The following is a 16,042-nucleotide window of genomic DNA, read 5'->3' as shown; positions in this document are numbered from 1 at the left end:
GCGGCTCGCGCCGCGAGCACACAGCACGTCACCCCGCCGCTCCACCACGCGCGCCTTTTGGTATGCTCGGGGGACGTCTTCCCGCATTTCCCTCACCCTCCAGAGATGGGGATCCCCATGCGCCATGCCCCGGCCGTGCTCCTCGCCGCCTCCCTGCTCGCCCCCGCCGCCGCGCGCGCTGACGGCCCCTCGCCCCCGCCCGCGCAGAGCGCACAAGCGAGGCCGCCCGCGCTCGAGGTGACGATCGACAGGTCCAAGGTGGACCTCAAGGGCCGCCAGATCGAGGTGAAGCTGTCGCGCGCCGCCAGCAAGGTGCGCATCAAGGTCCTCGGGCAGTCGGGCGCGGTCCTGGCCGAAGAGGAGAAGCCGTTCGGCGGGGCCGCCGCCGGCTCGCCGCTCGCCGTGAGCTGGTCGCCCTCGAGCGACGAGCCGGTCGCGCGCATCGAGGTGTACGGCTACGACACCGAGGGTTACTGGGCGGGCATCGCGATCATCCCCTGGAACGTGAGCATCCCCCACGAAGAGGTGCAGTTCGAGACCAACTCCGACGTCATCCGCGCCCCCGAGGTGCCCAAGCTGGAGGCGAGCCTCCAGAAGATCTCGGAGGTCGTGGCGAAGACCAGCGAGCTCGGCAAGATCGCGCTGTTCATCGTCGGCCACACGGACACGGTCGGCAGCGTGGAGCACAACCTTACGCTGTCGCGGAAGCGCGCCCGCGCGATCGCCGCCTGGTTCAAGGGCCGCGGCGTGAAGCTCCCCATCGCCTTCGAAGGGCTCGGCGAGTCGGCGCCGCTCGTGAAGACCGCGGACCAGGTGGACGAGCCGCGCAACCGCCGGGTCGACTACATCCTGTCGGTCGAGCCGCCGCGGCTGCCGTCGGGCGGCGCGTCCTGGAAGGCGCTCTGAGGCGAGGCGGCCCCGTGAAGACCACCGTCCTCGCCCTCGGCAGCCGCGGCGATGTCCAGCCCGCGATCGCGCTCGGCAAGGCGCTCGCGGCCCGCGGCCACGCCGTCAGCGTCCTCGCCGGCAAGAGCTTCCAGCCCTGGATCGAGGCGCACGGGCTCGCCGCCATCCCGGCGAGCGTCGACTCGGTCGACATCATGGAGAGCGACCTCGGCAAAGAGTGGGTGTCGCGCGGCACGAACCCCATGGCCCAGTCGCGCATCCTGCAGCGGCTCATCGACCGCTTCGGCGCGGAGATGGCCGACGACGCCCTGCGCGCCTGCGAGGGCGCCGAGCTCATCCTGAGCAGCTTCACCTCGGACACGTACGCGGCCTCCATCGCCGAGGCCTCCGGCGCGGTGCAGGTCAGCATGCCGCTCCAGCCCTCCATCCTGGCGACGCGCCACGGGCCGACCGCGCTCGCCGCCCCCGTCCCGCGCCGCGACAGCGTGCTCAACCTCCTGTTCGGCAAGCTCCTGATCGAGCCGACGGTGTGGCGCTGGTACGGCGGCGTGACGGCCCGCGTGCGGCAGAGGCTCGGCCTGCCGCCGCAGGATCGGCGAACGTACATGGCCGCGCTGCGCCGCATGCTTGTCGTCCACGGCTACAGCGCCCACGTCGTCCCGCACCCGCCGGACTGGCCGCCCAGCTACCACACGACGGGCTACTGGTTCCTCGACGAGGGCGAAGAGTACCGGCCGCCCGAGGCCCTCGAGCGGTTCCTCGCGGCGGGCGAGCCGCCGATCGCCCTCGGCTTCGGCAGCATGACGTCCCACGATCCCGGCGCCACGACGAGGCTCCTCGTCGACGCGGTCGCGCGGAGCGGCCAGCGCGCCGTCCTGCTCTCCGGCTGGGCCGGGCTCGGCGACATGGCGCTTCCCGACACGATCCTCCGGCTCGACGCCGCGCCGCACGACTGGCTCTATCCGCGGGTCGCCGCGGCGGTGATCCACGGCGGCGCGGGCACCGTGGCCGCGTGCCTGCGCGCCGGGCGGCCCGCGGTGGTCGTCCCGCACCTCGCGGACCAGCTCTTCTGGGGGCGCCGCGTCGAGGAGCTCCGCGTCGGCCCGCGCGCCATCCCGCGGCCACGCCTCACCGCCGACGCGCTCGCGGCCGCGATCCGGACCGCCGCCACCGACGCCGGCATGAAGCAGCGCGCCGAGGAGCTCGGACGCAAGATCCGCGGCGAGGACGGCGCGGCCACGGCGATAGGCCACATCGAGCGGCACCTCGCGGCGCGCGGTGGTGTGACAGCGTAGGAATCCATCATCCGAGGACATCGACCCTCGGCCGCCCACAGCGTCGCGTGTACCTGGCGCGGCCACACTGTAGGCAGCGAGCGGGCACCGTGAAAGAGCCTTTTCAAAGTCTCGTCGCCGGGGTCCGAGCTCATGTACGCTCGTCCGATCAGCGCAGCGGGCGCTCCATCCGGCGAGCGGCTCGGATACCGCCCCTCCCTCGGATACGCCCCTTACCTGGACGAGGCCATGATGCAGCCAGATCTTCTCTCCGGCACACCCGCCCGCGCCACCGCCCGCGCGAGCGCGCCGCCGTCGGCGCGTGGCTTTCCGCTCGTCGGCGTGCTCCCGCATTTGCTGAAGGATCGGCTCGATTACCTCGTCTCGGCGAGAGAGCAGCTCGGCGATCTGTACACGATCGATCTCGGGTTCGCGCGGATCGTCGCGCTGAACCACCCCAGACACGCGCAGCACGTCCTGCGCGACAACGCGCGCAACTACCGCAAGGGAGGCGCGATATGGGAGAGCATCCGCTCGCTCATCGGCAATGGACTGCCCACGAGCGAGGGAGATCTCTGGCTGCGGCAGCGGCGGATGATCCAGCCGGAGTTCCACCGGGACCGGCTCGCGGCGATGTGCGACCTCATGGTGCAGGCGATCGACGACGGCATGACCGGCTTCGGCGTGGCCGCCGCCGCGGGGCGCCCTGTCAACGCCGAGCGGGAGCTCCCGCACATCACGATGAAGGTCATCCTCAACACCATGTTCGGCTCGGGGATCACCAAAGAGGAGGCGGAGTCCGTCGGCGGCTCGATGCAGTACGCGCTCGACTACATGATCCTCGGGGCCGCGCTCCGGGCGCTGCCGAGCTGGATACCGGCCCCCGGCCGGCGCCGCTTCGAGCGGTCGGTGAAGACGATCGATGAGAACGTGTTTCGCTTCATCGCGCAGCGCCGCGCGCAGCCGGGGCGGGGCGGCGATCTGCTCTCGATCCTGCTCGCCACGGTGGACGCCGAGACCGGCGAGCAGATGTCCAACCAGCAGCTGCGGGACGAGGCGGTGTCGATGTTCCTCGCCGGGCACGAGACGACCTCCGTCGCCCTCGCGTGGGCGCTCCACTTCCTTGTCGAGAACCCCGACCTCCTGGAGGCGCTCGCGGCAGAGGTCGATGCGGCGCTCGGCGACAGGCGGCCCGGCTTCGCGGACGTCCCCAGGCTGCCGCTCGCGCTCGCGGTCGTGCAGGAGGCGCTCCGGATCTACCCGCCGGCGTACTGGATACCTCGCACCGCGATCGAGGACGACGAGATCGACGGCTTCCACATTCCCGCCGGCACCCTGGTGGGCGTCATGAGTTATGTCCTGCACCGGCACCCGGACCACTGGGAGGCCCCGACGCGCTTCGACCCGGGCCGGTTCACGCCCGAACGCGCGCGCGCCCGGCACCCGCTCGCGTTCATCCCGTTCGGGATCGGGCAGCGCCAGTGCATCGGCAAGGAGTTCGCGCTCATGGAAGGGCAGCTCATCCTCGCCCGGCTCCTCCAGCGCTACCGGGTCAGCGCGGTGCCGGGGCGGACGACGCGGCTGCACGTCGCGACCACGCTGCGAACGTCCGGCGGCGTGTGGCTCCGGCTGGAGCCGCGGGCGGGCAGATGACCGGCGGCGCGGCCAGCTCGGCCGCGGCGACCGGCGCCGTCGCCTGCACATCCTCCGCAGGCTTGCTGCAGGCAGACAGCCGCAGGGAGGAGGCCCGAGGGCCAGCATGACAAAACGGACCGAGCGGAGCATGGGGAGCGCGTTCTTGGGCAGGCGAAAAGCGACGTCGAGTAAGCTCGGCAGGCTCCACCCAGGTCGAGCAGCACGCCGGGCAGGCTTGCGCGTCGGGATTCCCTGTTCGCTCGCTACGGGGGGACATGTACCCTGCCCTCCAGGAGGTCTGCAGCGATGGCCAAGGTGACCGCTCTGGGAATGGACACGATCACGGAGAAGTCGGGCCATCAGATGACCGGCATGGCCGTGAGCGTTTGCCTTACGCCGGCGGCGCCGAGTCCGGTGCCGATCCCTTACCCCACCATGGGCACCGTCGCCGAGGGGATCATCGATCCATGCATGCGCACCAAGATCGAAGGCGCGAAGATCCTCACGGTGGGCGGCTGCATGAAGGCCTGTCACGGTAACGAACCGGGTACGCTGAAAGAGATCGTCAGCCTCAACACGGCCGGGCCGTGCTTCCCCTGGCTCGGGGCCCCCAACGTCCTCATCGAGCTCGGCATGGCCGGAATCACCGGCAGCATGGGCCAGATGAACAAGAGCATCACCGCCGGGGCCGGGGCGACTGCAAGCGGCGCAGGCGGCTCGGGAGCTGGGGGCGGCGGCGCAGGCGGCAGCGCAGGAGGCCCCGCTGGCGGCGGGCCGCAGGGGGCACGCAACGCGGGAGGTGGGGGCGGCGGCTCGAACACCGGCTCGGGCCCGCCGAGCCCGCCCGCCTCGCCGAAGGCCGAGGGGCAAGCGAGCGGCGGGCACCCCGTCGACGTCGCCACAGGCACCATGTTCACGGCACAAACCGTCGACTTCGTGTTGCCCGGGCTCTTCTACGTGCAGTGGGATCGCGCGTACCGCAGCTCGAACGTCGCGCGGCGCGCCGGCATCGGCTGGGGCTGGTCCCATAGCCTCCACTACATCGCCGAGCGCCAGGGCGACTGGCTCCTGCTCACCGACGACGAGCTGCGCACGACCCCCATCCGGATGCCGGCCGAGGACCAGTTCACGCGGCTCCCCTTCGGGCGCAACGTCGTGCGCTTCGGGGACGGAATCGGTATCGATTGCGACGATGGGCTGCTCCGCGTGCTGATGCCCGACGCAGCGCACCGCACCTACCGCCTCGCGCAGCTGCGCGACGGACACGGCAACGTCGCCACCGTGACGTGGGGCGGCGAAGAAGTAGTGGCCATCACCGACACGTGCAACCGTCGCGCGGAGCTCACGCGCGACGGACGGATCAAATCGTGGCGGCTCACGGCGAGCGACGCAGAGGGCCGCGAGCACCAGCGCACCCTGGTGGTGTACGAGCTCGACGAGCGCGGCGACCTCGTGCGTGTCGTCGACATGGGCGGCGTGGAGTGGCGCTACGAGTACGACGAAGAGCACTACCTGGTGCGCGAGATCCAGCCCGACGGCGTGATCTATCACTTCCAGTACGAGCTCGTCGGCGGCCAGAAGCGTTGCGTCGAGACCTGGGGCGAGCTCGTGGGGCAAGACATCCTCAACGCGCTCGGCGCGCCGGAGGCCGGCGACACGGGCGCGCCGCGCGGCATCTATCACACGCGCTTCCGTTATGGTCTGGACCCGCTCGAGACCGCGATGATGGACGGGGCTGGCCACGTGCATCGATATCGGGTGAACCCGCTCGGCCAGGTGCTCCAGTACATCGACCCGCGGGGCTACGCGCGGGACTATCGATATGACGATTCCGGCCGGCTCCTGTCGAGCACCGACGGCGCAGGACGGACGCGGCGGAGGCAATACGATGTATTCGGCCGCCTCACCGGCATCGTCAAGCCCGGCGGCGCGGCGCTGCGACGGCGCTACGACGACGGGGCACGGCAGTCGATCACCATTTACGAGGATGGCGCGCGCACCATCCAGCGCGAAGGCGAGCGCGGGAGGATCGAGCAACTCGACGAGGCAGGCCGTGTGACGACATGGCGGATGAACGCCGCGGGCCTGGTGACGCAGGTCGACCATCCGGGCGGCGCCACCGAGACGTTCTCGTACGACGCGCACGCGAACCTCGTGCGCCATGTGGACACGATCGGCATCACCTTCGAATATACATGGGATCTGTGGGGCCGGCCCGTGCGCATCAGGGGCGAGAGCGGCCAGACCTACGAGCTCTTCTACGACAGCCGGAACGAGATCGCGGAGATCGTCGAGGAGAACGGCAGGCGCACGACCTTCGTGACCGACGCGATGAGACAGCTCATCGAGGAGCGCACCACCGAGGGCGCGATCACGACGAGCCGCTATGTGGCGGGCGTGCTCGTCGAGCGGATCCGTCCGGACGGCGGTCGCTTCCGCTTCGGATACGACGGGCTCCTGCGCCTGCGGTGGATCGAGAACCCAGCCGGCGAGCGGTACGTGCGCGAGTACGACGCATCCGGCAACATCGCCCGGGAGACTACGTTCGCAGGGATCACGACCGAATACGAGGTTGACGGCGCCAACCAGATCGCCGCGCTCGCCCGGGATGGGCTGCAGATCCGGTTCACCCGCGACGAGGAGGACCGGATCATCGAGAAGGAGTTCTCCACCGGACGGCGAGAGCGGTTCCGCTACGACAGGCGCGGGGGCCTCCTCTGCGCGGAGGTCGGTGGGGTCTCCGTCTCGTACGAGCGGGACCCGGAAGGGCGCGTGCTGCGGGAGGTGCAGGAGGCGTCTGGCTGGCGCTATGCGGTGGAGTACCGGTACGACGAGCTCGGGACGCTCGTGGAGCGCAAGTACTCCACCGGATGGAGCGTGGGGTTCGTGCGGCGGCCGGAGGATGGGCAGCCCACGCGCATGTCGCTCGTCGGAAGCGACGCCGGGCTCGCGGGGGGCGACCCCGGCCGCGCAGGCACCGGCGCGGCGCTCCCGTGCCTGGAATTCGCGTACGACGCGCGTGGATGGGAAATCGAGCGCCGGCGCCTCGACGCCCCCTGCTGCGTCGCGACGGATAGAGATCCCTTCGGTCTGCCCACGCTCGTACGCCTGCTCGACGCGAAAGGCGCCGAGCGGCAGGCGCGAGCGTTCGAGTGGAGCCGGCTGGGCCCGCTCGCCAGGATCATCGATGCGCAGCGCGGCTCCCGCCGCTACACCCTCGACGTGATGGGGAGGCCGGTCGAAGCCGAGGGGCTCGACGTGCGCGAGCGGTTCACCTACGCGCCGCAGGGCACCGCCGTGCCAGCCGACGTGCCCTTCGCCCTCGGGCGCGATGGGCGGCCTATCGCGAACGGGCGAGCTCGCCTGAGCTGGGACAGCGCCGGCCGACTGGCGGCGCGGCATGCGGACGAACCGCTGCAGAGCTGGCAATACCGCTACGACGAGAACAACCAGCTGATCCGAGCGGTGCGCGGCGACGGGCTCGAAATCCGCTATCTGTACGATCCGTTCGGCCGCCGATTGGCTGTGGGCTTCAACGACGGCACGAGCGTCTGGTTCGGCTGGGACGGCAACAGCATCGTCGAGGAGCTCCCCTCCTCGGGCGCGCCTGTGCGGCGCGTGTTCGCGGACGACGGCTTCACGCCGCTCCTCGAAAGCGGGCCCGACGGCGCCTGGCAGCTCGTGCTCACCGACGCCGCGGCGGCGCCGTGGCTCTACGCGGCGCCGGATCTGCAGTGCTCCACGATCGAGATGAGCACGTGGGGCGAGGTGGCGTCGAGGACAGGGCAGCCGGGGCAGCTGCGCTTCGCGGGGCAGCGCGCCGATGAGCTGACGGGCCTCCATTACAACAGGCATCGTTACTATGCGCCGGATCTTCACGTCTTCCTGACGCCCGATCCGCTCGCCCTCCTCTCCACGCTGCAGGACGTCGGGTACGTCCCGAACCCGACGATCTTCATCGATCCGCTCGGACTGCTGACGATTATCAATGGATCGCCGGGCGATCCCGTGATGGAAGATACCATCCGACAAATGAAGGCTCAGTATCCGGACGCGAAGGTCATCCGGAGCGACAAGCTCGGCAAGTCACCCTCAATCTGGCAGAGGCTCTCGGGGACGGGAAAGAGCGCGAACATGATTGATTCCAACGAAAACCATGTATTCGTCACGACGCATGGAGCGCCTGGACGCGCACAGTGGAAGGGCAAGAAGGGTGGCTACGCCACGGGTGACGAGATTGGGATGCAGCTCAACAAGGCGGGGTTCAAGGGCAAGGGCGCGCGCGTGGACACTACCATATGCAACGGCGCGACTCCCGGAGAGAACGACGCGCCTAGCATCACCCAGGGAATTGCAAATCAGACGGGAGCGACGGTGTGGGGCGCTCTGGCCGATGATCCCGGGGCGGCGCGGAGGGGAACACCGATGACGAAGCATCCGATCACCTTCGTCAAGCCGCGGCCGTGGTACAACTTCTGGTCTCCTACCGCGAAGCAGAGTGACGGCTCCGACTTCGTCATCGAAGACAAAGAGTACATCACCGACAAGCAGGGTCACCTCTACTACGGCACGATGAGCGGCACACCGAACAACCCAACGGTGCACGGCGGGAAGTACGTGCCCACAGCGCCGAAGCGATAGCCCTATGCCTGTATGGCCCATCCTGCCTTCGCCGCCTCCGCAGCAAGCGGATGTGGACCGCGCCCTCGGCAGCGCGACGGCGGCGTGGCTCGTCGCAAACGATCGCCGCCGCGCTCGCGTCCCTCGTTCGGAGCTCGACGCGCTTCGTCCGCTGCTTCGCCTGCGAGGAGGTATGTCCCCGCGTAGCGAAGGCGCAGATCTACAAGAGGACGCGCTGGCGCCAGTCACGGTGGAGTTCGAGCGCCATGGGCGGCCACTTGCCGCGCTCCGCATAGGCGCAGACCTATCAATCCAGCTTGGATGGGATACCGCCGCGCACGTGGACGCGCCTGGCGCACTCCGCGCATGGCTCACCGCGCACGGTGTAGCCGTACCGCGCCCTGAGCCAGGGCGCGGCCAAGCGCCCGCAGGCTTGGCGTCAGGAGGTGCGCTCGTTCCTCCGGGGACAACCCTCGTTGCCGCAACGTCGTCGTCCTATCGCCGCCTTTGCACGGATGGCAGCCGGGTTTTCGCCATCGACGGCTGGAGGCTCGTGCGGCTGAAGAAGGACCACGGGGTCCTTGAGGTGTGCCCCGTCTTCAGGCCAGACACACCTATCGCGATCCGCAATCGCGCGGTGCTCTTGCTCGACCCGAGCGGCAGGCGCTGCATTGTAACGGAAGAGGGTGAGTCTCGCCCAGACCTGCGACCGCTCTGTGGCCTGCCGGCGTTACGCCTTCGCCATGCGCTGCCACGCTTCGCGGAGGCGCGCGACGCGGCGCTCGCCCGCCTCGTCCCGAACGACGCCGACTTGCTCCCACTCGACCCCGGCTACGACGCCTGCGACGCCTACGAGGCCTTCGGCGGCGAGCTGCCGGCCGCGCTGCGGCTGCGCTCGTTCTGGGGCTGTGACGTTCCCCGCGGGCTCCTGCACGAGGCACCGAAGCGCGGCGCTCCCCGGACCGTCGCGCTCGGTGGCCGCCCTGTCTGGCTGGGCGCGACCAGCACGGGCGTGCTCGTCGTCGCGGCGCGCGATGACAACGAGGTGGCCGTGCTCGCGGTCGATCAAGGCGGCGCGGCTCGCTCGCTGGGCACGTTCCGTGGCCAGGCGGATGACGTGCTCGCCGTGCTGCGGGTGGCTGGTGAGGTGTGGCTCCGCCTCGCGGCGCCGCCCGGCGACATCGTGGTGACGCTGGAGGGCGCCGCGGGCGCATAATGACAGCTGGGGCGGCAGATGCAGATTCGCGGTGTAGATGGGAGGGCGCTCGAGAGGGGGAAGAAGAGCCAGGCTGGCCGCGGCGGCATCGCTGCCGAGCGGGGGCCTCGGAGCGCCTCCACCGGTCGCGGGGACGCCGCCACTCGGGCCATCGGACACCAAGCCGAGTCCCCCCGCGGTCCGGAGGGCTACACCCCCGTGGGGCCGGAAACGTAACTCATGGCGGTGTGGCCCATAGTTCCTTCTCCGCCGCCGAACCAGGCTGACATCGATCGCGTGCTCGATGAGGCCACGGCGGCGTGGCTCGTCCGCGACAAGCAGCGCTGGATCCGCATCAGTCGCTCCGAACTCGGCTCGCTCCGCCAGTTGCTCCGCCTCCGCAAGAGCACGCACGCTTGCCTCGCGGCCTGCGCACGCCGGGTGACCCTCACGTTCGAACGTGCCTGTCGTCCGTCTGGCACGCTCTGGATCGAAGGGAATTGTACCGTGCGGCTGCTCTCGTGGAGTGAGTTCGCCGATGTGGAGGAGCCTGCGATGCTCGCGGCGTGGCTCGCGGCGCACGGTGTCGACGAACCGCTGCGGGCGCTGGAGCGGAGTTGCGCTCCCGAGATCGCCTCTGTGCTGAGCACCTGGCGTGCCGCCGCGCCGCCCGAGCTCTGCCGGTACGTTGATGCGTTCTGGCGGGACGGGCGTGCCGTGTTCGATGCCGAGGTGTATGGCGCCGCCCTAAAGGCTTTACGCGCAGTCCGAGGCGAGCCGGCCGAGATGGCCTGGGCGCTCGGTGCCTGGTACGGCGCGCGGCGCGGTCGCTGGGACGAGCCGTATGCCTTCGAGGCGGTGCCTGAGGCGATGCTTCGCAGCCTCGATGCCCACGTGGTGTTCGAGGCAGCGCTCGCGGGTGTGCCCGCCGCGGCGCGCACAGGGATCACGAGATTCTTGGTCGAACAGATCACCTGGCGCGCGCGATGGGGGATCGAGCAGCGTATGCCGCTGGAGGTGCGCGAGGCGCTCCTGGCCGCGGCTCGGGACTCCGGCGCTCAGGAGAACATCGTTCGCGCCGGGCGCCTGTTGTTCGGCGAGGGCGACCTCGCCCCGCCGGGAACCAAGCTTGTCGCGGCTTCGTCGGGCGGGCGGTTCAATCGTCTTTGTACGGATGGTGCCCGCGCATTCGGCATCGATGGTCAAGAGCTCGTACGGCTGGAGAAAGGTCACGGCACGACCGAGCTGACCAGGCTCCTCGCCCCCGGGAGCCCGCTCGCCGCGCGCGCGGGCAGCTTGTTCTTTCTCAGGCGCAGCGGAGTGCGCAGCATCTCCGTGGAAGGCGGAAATGACCACTCCCGCATCGGCCCGCTCTTCAATTGGCCATCCGGCCGCCTGCGCCGCACCCTCTGGCGCTTCGCGGAGGCGCGCGACGCGGCGCTCGCTCGCCTCGTCCCGAACGACGCCGACCTGCTCCCGCTCGACCCCGGCTACGACGCCTGCGACGCCTACGAGGCATTCGGCGGCCCGCTGCCGGCCGCGCTGCGGCTGCGCTCGTTCTGGGGCTGCGACGTACCGCGCGGGCTCCTGCACGAGGTGCCGAAGCGCGGCGCTCCCCGGAGCGTCGCGCTCGGCGGCCGCCCTGTCTGGCTGGGCGCGACCAGCACGGGCGTGCTCGTCGTCGTGGCGCGCGATGACAACAAGGTGGCCGTGCTCGCGGTCGACGAGGGCGGCCCGGCTCGCTCGCTGGGCGCGTTCCGCGGCCAGGCGGATCACGTGCTCGCCGTGCTGCGTGTGGGCGGCGAGGCGTGGCTTCACCTCGCTGCGCCGCTCGGCGACATCGTCGTGGCGCTAAAGGGTGCCGCCGGCGCATGACACCACTGCAGGGGCACCTCTGCTGCGGCACGATGAGCGGCACACCGAACAACCCGACGGTGCACGGCGGGCCGGCCGTCAGGTTCCGGGAGAGGCAGAACAGCGCGTTCATGCAGTGCGCGACCGCCAGCGGGAGGACGTTCCAGCGGACGATCGATCAGATCGCCCAGTTGGCGCTCCGCCGCGCGAGGGCGCGCGCCCACGAGGCCGAGGAGTCCAAGGGGCCGACCGGCCAGCTGCTGTCGGAGTTCCTGACGCGATCGAAGCCCTGACCGGGGCGTCAGCGCCCCGCGCGCTGGCGACGATCGATGAGCGCGGTCACGATCGGGAACAGCGGCAGCGCCATCAGCACGTAGAACCCCGGCTCATCGAACGCGGGCCCCCGCGGCCGGTAGATGCCGCCGCTGAGCAGACACGTCGCGAGGTACGCCGCCAGGATGGCCGCCCCGCACAGGCTCCACAGCCGCAGGTCGATCGGTGCTGGTGACGAGGCACGCGCGGCCCGCGGCGTGGCGTCCGGCGCGTCGAGGACGCCGCGCCACCGCTCGACGTCCCACAGCGCCAGCCCGACCAGGCCCGCGAACATCAGCGTGACGACGATCGCCGTCGGGACGACCGCCGTGCTCCAGCAGAACGCCAGGATCGCGCCCGTCACCGGCAGCGCCACGAATGCGCCGGCCGTCGCGAACCGCTGCGTCATGAGCAGCGTCGCGGCCACCAGCTGGACCACGCCCACGAACGTGTAGAAGTGCCCGGTCGCGTGGAACGCGTGCAAGAACTCGTGGAACGGGCCGCGATTCCCCGGATCCGTGAACGGCTCGCCGAGGATCTTCTTCAGCCCCGCCGGCAGGAACGCGAAGCCGATCAGGATGCGCAGGTTCACCACGGCGAGGTGCGCCCACCGGCGCTGCCGGAGCCAGGCGACCATCGCCTCGATGCGGTCCATCACGGAGTCCATGGGCCGCGCAGTGTAGCCGCCCCGCCGCGCCGCGCCGCGCACGCCGCGGATCTGCTACCCCTGCAGAGGCTCGATGTCCGACCTCGATCTCCCCGCGCGTCTCGCCGCGTACCCCGCCGTCCTCGATGCCCTCGTGGCCGCCGGCTGGACGCCCGATCGTCGCGTGCCCCTGCCCTCCGACGCGCACCTGCCCGGCTTCGTGTGCCACGCGTACGCGGAAGCCTTCCTGGCGTCGTTCGGCGGCCTGCGCGTCCGAGTCCCCTACGCCGCCGGCGGCATCACCCAGCACCGCGGCTTCGACGTCGCGCTCGGGCCGCCGTTCGAGCAGATGGACGCCGTCCACCACGCGCCATACATCGAGGCCCTCGCCGGCACCGCCGTCGTCTACCCCGTGCTTCACTCCGGCGACGCCGGCACCTTCGTCCTCGAGGACGGCCGCGCCCTGTCCATCGGCCTCAACTTCCTCGGCTACGTCCGGGCGCGCGACCCGTTCCAGATCTTGGACTGGCACCTGCGCGGCCTCGACGCCGGCGTGCGCGTCATCTATCTCGCCGACGACGAGCGCCCGCCGGCCTGGCGCGGCGTCTGGTAGCGGCCAGAGGACCGCTAGAGGCTGCAGGCCGCGCCGTCGACGACCGACGTGACCAGCCCGTTCTCCGCCGCCACCTCGCGGCTGTGGCAGGCCCCCGGCGCGCGCTCAACGTACGCCTGCCGGCTGTCGTTGACCGCGCCCACCAGCGCGCCCGTCGCGTCGAGCGTCAGCGTGCTCGACGGCGACACCTCGTTCGACACCTGGCGGGCGGCGAGGTGACGATCAGGGTGCGCGATGGACTAGGGGGTTGCTGCGAAGCAGCCGTGGTGTTGGCGCTGGGTCAGGCGGGCGCGATGGAACCGCCGCCCGATTCCGCGCCGCAGATCTCGCCGGCACCACCGTCTCGGCCTGCGGCGGCGGACTCGACCACGGCGCCGCCGGTCGTCGTGCCGCCGGCTGCTGGCGCCGCCCCGCCCGCGCCGCTCGCGCAGCCTGCGGGAGAGGCGGGGGGCGTACCATCTCAGCTTCCGTCAGGCGTGAGGAGCATGCCACAGGCGGGGTATCCGCCGCCCGGGTACGCCCCGCCGCCCGACGGCTGGCGCGCTGGCCCATGGCAGCCCGGGAATCAGTGCCCGGGCACAAAGGGCACGTCGCGGCTCGTCTGGTATGGCTGGAAGCACGTCATCGTGCTCGGCGGGAGTCTCCTGCTCATGCCCTTCGCCATCGGCGCCGAGACCCCGGAGCTCCTCCTGGTGAGCCTCGGCGGCATGGCGTTCGGCGGCCCGATCATCCACGGCGGTCACGACAATTCCGGCAAGGCCTTGGCCAGCCTCGGCATCAACATCGGGGGCACGTTGGTCGGCGGCCTGATCGGAGCGGAGACCGCCGGCAAGGCCGATGAAGGTGATTGGTTCGATCCTTCGGTCACTGGCGCGATCCTCGGCGGCAGCCTCGGCCTGCTCGCGGCGAACATCGTCGATATCGCCGTCCTCCCGTACGAGGAAAGCGAACCGGAGAGCTATCGTTCCACCCGCCTCCGGCTCGAGCCCCAGATCGGCTTCGCGCCCGGCGGCGTCACCTTCGGCCTCGGCGGCACCTTCTGAGTCGCGAGCCGCTCGGGCTGTGGAGCCAGGGTCGAGAGGGTACCCTGGGCAACGGGGAAGTCCCCAACGACCCATATTCTCCCATGGGAGGATAGGCATGTTGGGAACGTGGCGTCGCAACCTCGTCCCCGCAGATCCTCGCAGGTGCCGACCGCACCGGTCCCACCGGTGACGTCGGCGCATCTCCGCCGTCGCCTGCGGGCGGTGGCACCGTGCTCGCTCGTGTCCAGGCGCTTCGCCCCGCTGCGCGGGCGCCTGCGGCGGCCCGGACACGAGCTGCGCGCGGTGCCTCACGTGAAACGTGGGCGACGGCGGAGGGGCGCTCCGCTGGGGGCTCGAGCTCGGGGCAGGTGGACCAGGCTGGCCGCGAGGCGAGGTCGAGCCGAGCGAGCTCATGACAGCCCGCGCAAAGCCATTCCGACCTGTCAAGAATTTCCCGCCAACGAATAGGCGTTTGCGGGACTGCGCCTGAGCAGCAGCGGCGGCGAGGTCTCGCACACGCCTATTCGTTGGGACACCTTCCGCCGGTCCCAGGTCCGAAGCGCGATCGTGGACGAGGAGGGCCGGACGGTCGCAAGGGATGTGCCCCCGTGCCTCGTGCTGTGGATGCTTCGTGCCCTGAACCACTGGGCGAAGGACCCCCCGCCGCGAGACGACGACTCAGCAGGGAGCAGCGACGCATGAGCGATGAGACCCGGTGCGACGTCTGCGGCGAGGCTGGGCGCCGGCGCCACGGCCGGCTATGCCCCGTCGGCTGGCTCTACGGCGTTGCAGGGGTTGACGAGTGCGTTGCCAGCGTCGACCCGCACTGCCTCGAGGAGACCTTCCGCGCCCCCGGTCCGTGCGACTTCTGCCAGGCGCGGAGCTCGACCGCATGGAGCGTGCTGCCAGCGGTCGCCGACGACCACGTCCCGCCGGCGGCCCGTGTCCTGTGGGCCTGCGGTCAGGCGTGCGTTGGCCGGCTCTCGTGCGTCGATGGCGTGCGGGAGGCGTCCCGAGGGCTCGGCCCCTGCGACTTCTGCGGCGCGGCGTTGGCGGCCGAGTGGCTGGCCTTCCCGACGCAGCACCACGAGCAGGACCCGCCCGAGGTGCGCGTGCTCTCGATCTGCGGCGTGCACGGGCCCCGTGTGTTCTGGCGACGAGGCCCGGGCCGGCGGGGCGCTCCCCTGAGGCGGCCAGCGGAGGGTGAGGTTGCCGGCACCGTCGAGCAGCCGCACCTCGCCGCGGCGAGCTGGCGCGAGCTTCAGCCGCGCCGCTGGGACGGGCTTCGCCGGCCCCAACCCGGATTGTGGCCCCGACGGACTCAACCCGGGTGAGGACTTTGTCGATGTTCCTCGCCGGGCACGAGACGACCTCCGTCGCCCTCGCGTGGGCGCTCCACTTCCTTGTCGAGAACCCCGACCTCCTGGAGGCGCTCGCGGCAGAGGTCAATGCGGCGCTCGGCGACAGGAAGCCCGGCTTCGCGGACGTCCCCAGGCTGCCGCTCGCGCTCGCGGTCGTGCAGGAGGCGCTCCGGATCTACCCGCCGGCGTACTGGATACCTCGCACCGCGATCGAGGACGACGAGATCGACGGCTTCCACATTCCCGCCGGCACCCTGGTGGGCGTCATGAGTTATGTCCTGCACCGGCACCCGGACCACTGGGAGGCCCCGACGCGCTTCGACCCGGGCCGGTTCACGCCCGAACGCGCGCGCGCCCGGCACCCGCTCGCGTTCATCCCGTTCGGGATCGGGCAGCGCCAGTGCATCGGCAAGGAGTTCGCGCTCATGGAAGGGCAGCTCATCCTCGCCCGGCTCCTCCAGCGCTACCGAGTCAGCGCGGTGCCGGGGCGGACGACGCGGCTGCACGTCGCGACCACGCTGCGCACGTCTGGCGGCGTGTGGCTCCGGCTGGAGCCGCGCCCGGGAAGGTGAGATGACCGAGGTGAGCAGGCGCCGAGCAC

The 16,042-nt window shown here is 70.9% G+C and carries 13 protein-coding genes; 11 read left to right on the top strand and 2 right to left on the bottom strand.

The annotated features are described in order from the left end of the window. Positions 1-117 precede the first annotated feature (117 nt). The 7 genes from WMF12_RS09710 (at position 118) to WMF12_RS09680 (ending at position 11,777) form a co-directional block, all read left to right on the top strand. Complete coding sequence (locus tag WMF12_RS09710) at positions 118-906, top strand: OmpA family protein (RefSeq protein ID WP_437870149.1); 789 nt, start codon at positions 118-120, stop codon at positions 904-906. A 14-nt stretch (positions 907-920) separates the two neighbouring features. Next, positions 921-2,201: a glycosyltransferase gene (locus tag WMF12_RS09705; RefSeq protein WP_437870146.1), complete on the top strand. Its 1,281-nt coding sequence runs from the start codon at positions 921-923 to the stop codon at positions 2,199-2,201. A 231-nt stretch (positions 2,202-2,432) separates the two neighbouring features. Continuing rightward, positions 2,433-3,833 carry a cytochrome P450 gene (locus WMF12_RS09700; RefSeq protein WP_437870143.1) on the top strand — a complete coding sequence of 467 codons (1,401 nt, stop codon included), beginning with the start codon at positions 2,433-2,435 and terminating at the stop codon, positions 3,831-3,833. A gap of 288 nt (positions 3,834-4,121) precedes the next feature. Continuing rightward, entirely contained in the window at positions 4,122-8,456 is a 4,335-nt protein-coding gene (locus WMF12_RS09695) for a PAAR-like domain-containing protein (RefSeq protein WP_437870141.1), read from the top strand. Positions 8,457-9,246: 790 nt separating this feature from the next. Next, on the top strand, positions 9,247-9,651 hold the full coding sequence (locus tag WMF12_RS09690) for a hypothetical protein (protein ID WP_437745304.1): 405 nt from the start codon (positions 9,247-9,249) through the stop codon (positions 9,649-9,651). A gap of 219 nt (positions 9,652-9,870) precedes the next feature. Then, a complete protein-coding gene (locus WMF12_RS09685; RefSeq protein ID WP_437870134.1) occupies positions 9,871-11,505 on the top strand; it encodes a hypothetical protein in 1,635 nt (544 codons plus the stop codon). Next, positions 11,502-11,777, top strand: coding sequence for a hypothetical protein (locus tag WMF12_RS09680; protein WP_437870133.1), 276 nt, complete (start codon positions 11,502-11,504; stop codon positions 11,775-11,777). Before WMF12_RS09685 ends, WMF12_RS09680 begins: the two co-directional genes overlap by 4 nt. A gap of 8 nt (positions 11,778-11,785) precedes the next feature. Here WMF12_RS09680 and WMF12_RS09675 read toward each other — a convergent pair whose 3' ends face one another. Next, positions 11,786-12,463 (bottom strand): hypothetical protein, encoded by a 678-nt coding sequence (locus tag WMF12_RS09675; protein ID WP_437870132.1) that lies wholly within the window; start codon positions 12,461-12,463, stop codon positions 11,786-11,788. Between the two features lie 73 nt (positions 12,464-12,536). Between WMF12_RS09675 and WMF12_RS09670 the strand changes: the two genes are divergently transcribed. Further along, on the top strand, positions 12,537-13,055 hold the full coding sequence (locus WMF12_RS09670; RefSeq protein WP_437870130.1) for an SUKH-3 domain-containing protein: 519 nt from the start codon (positions 12,537-12,539) through the stop codon (positions 13,053-13,055). A 14-nt stretch (positions 13,056-13,069) separates the two neighbouring features. On the opposite strand, the gene WMF12_RS09665 is transcribed toward WMF12_RS09670, so the two are convergent. Beyond that, positions 13,070-13,255, bottom strand: a complete 186-nt coding sequence (locus WMF12_RS09665; protein WP_437870128.1) for a hypothetical protein — start codon at positions 13,253-13,255, stop codon at positions 13,070-13,072. 450 nt (positions 13,256-13,705) lie between these two features. Between WMF12_RS09665 and WMF12_RS09660 the strand changes: the two genes are divergently transcribed. From WMF12_RS09660 to WMF12_RS09650, 3 genes are all read left to right on the top strand, one after another. Next, positions 13,706-14,098, top strand: coding sequence for a hypothetical protein (locus tag WMF12_RS09660; RefSeq protein ID WP_437745300.1), 393 nt, complete (start codon positions 13,706-13,708; stop codon positions 14,096-14,098). A gap of 680 nt (positions 14,099-14,778) precedes the next feature. After that, entirely contained in the window at positions 14,779-15,414 is a 636-nt protein-coding gene (locus tag WMF12_RS09655; protein WP_437745299.1) for a hypothetical protein, read from the top strand. 11 nt (positions 15,415-15,425) lie between these two features. Continuing rightward, on the top strand, positions 15,426-16,013 hold the full coding sequence (locus WMF12_RS09650; RefSeq protein ID WP_437870127.1) for a cytochrome P450: 588 nt from the start codon (positions 15,426-15,428) through the stop codon (positions 16,011-16,013). Positions 16,014-16,042 lie beyond the last annotated feature (29 nt).

The sequence above is a fragment of the Sorangium sp. So ce363 genome, from assembly GCF_051520435.1.
Classification (GTDB): Bacteria; Myxococcota_A; Polyangia; order Polyangiales; family Polyangiaceae; genus Sorangium; species Sorangium cellulosum_B.
Note: the sequence above shows the minus strand (reverse complement) of the source record. Positions and strands in the feature narration are given on the sequence as shown.

Excerpts from the sequence above, each read along its gene's own strand:
- WMF12_RS09710 (WP_437870149.1), top strand. The coding sequence starts at position 118 with ATGCGCCATGCCCCGGCCGTGCTCCTCGCCGCCTCCCTGCTCGCCCCC.
- WMF12_RS09695 (WP_437870141.1), top strand. The coding sequence starts at position 4,122 with ATGGCCAAGGTGACCGCTCTGGGAATGGACACGATCACGGAGAAGTCG.
- WMF12_RS09680 (WP_437870133.1), top strand. The coding sequence starts at position 11,502 with ATGACACCACTGCAGGGGCACCTCTGCTGCGGCACGATGAGCGGCACA.
- WMF12_RS09670 (WP_437870130.1), top strand. The coding sequence starts at position 12,537 with ATGTCCGACCTCGATCTCCCCGCGCGTCTCGCCGCGTACCCCGCCGTC.
- WMF12_RS09655 (WP_437745299.1), top strand. The coding sequence starts at position 14,779 with ATGAGCGATGAGACCCGGTGCGACGTCTGCGGCGAGGCTGGGCGCCGG.
- WMF12_RS09700 (WP_437870143.1), top strand. The coding sequence starts at position 2,433 with ATGCAGCCAGATCTTCTCTCCGGCACACCCGCCCGCGCCACCGCCCGC.
- WMF12_RS09685 (WP_437870134.1), top strand. The coding sequence starts at position 9,871 with ATGGCGGTGTGGCCCATAGTTCCTTCTCCGCCGCCGAACCAGGCTGAC.
- WMF12_RS09660 (WP_437745300.1), top strand. The coding sequence starts at position 13,706 with ATGCCCTTCGCCATCGGCGCCGAGACCCCGGAGCTCCTCCTGGTGAGC.
- WMF12_RS09675 (WP_437870132.1), bottom strand. The coding sequence starts at position 12,463 with ATGGACTCCGTGATGGACCGCATCGAGGCGATGGTCGCCTGGCTCCGG.
- WMF12_RS09650 (WP_437870127.1), top strand. The coding sequence starts at position 15,426 with ATGTTCCTCGCCGGGCACGAGACGACCTCCGTCGCCCTCGCGTGGGCG.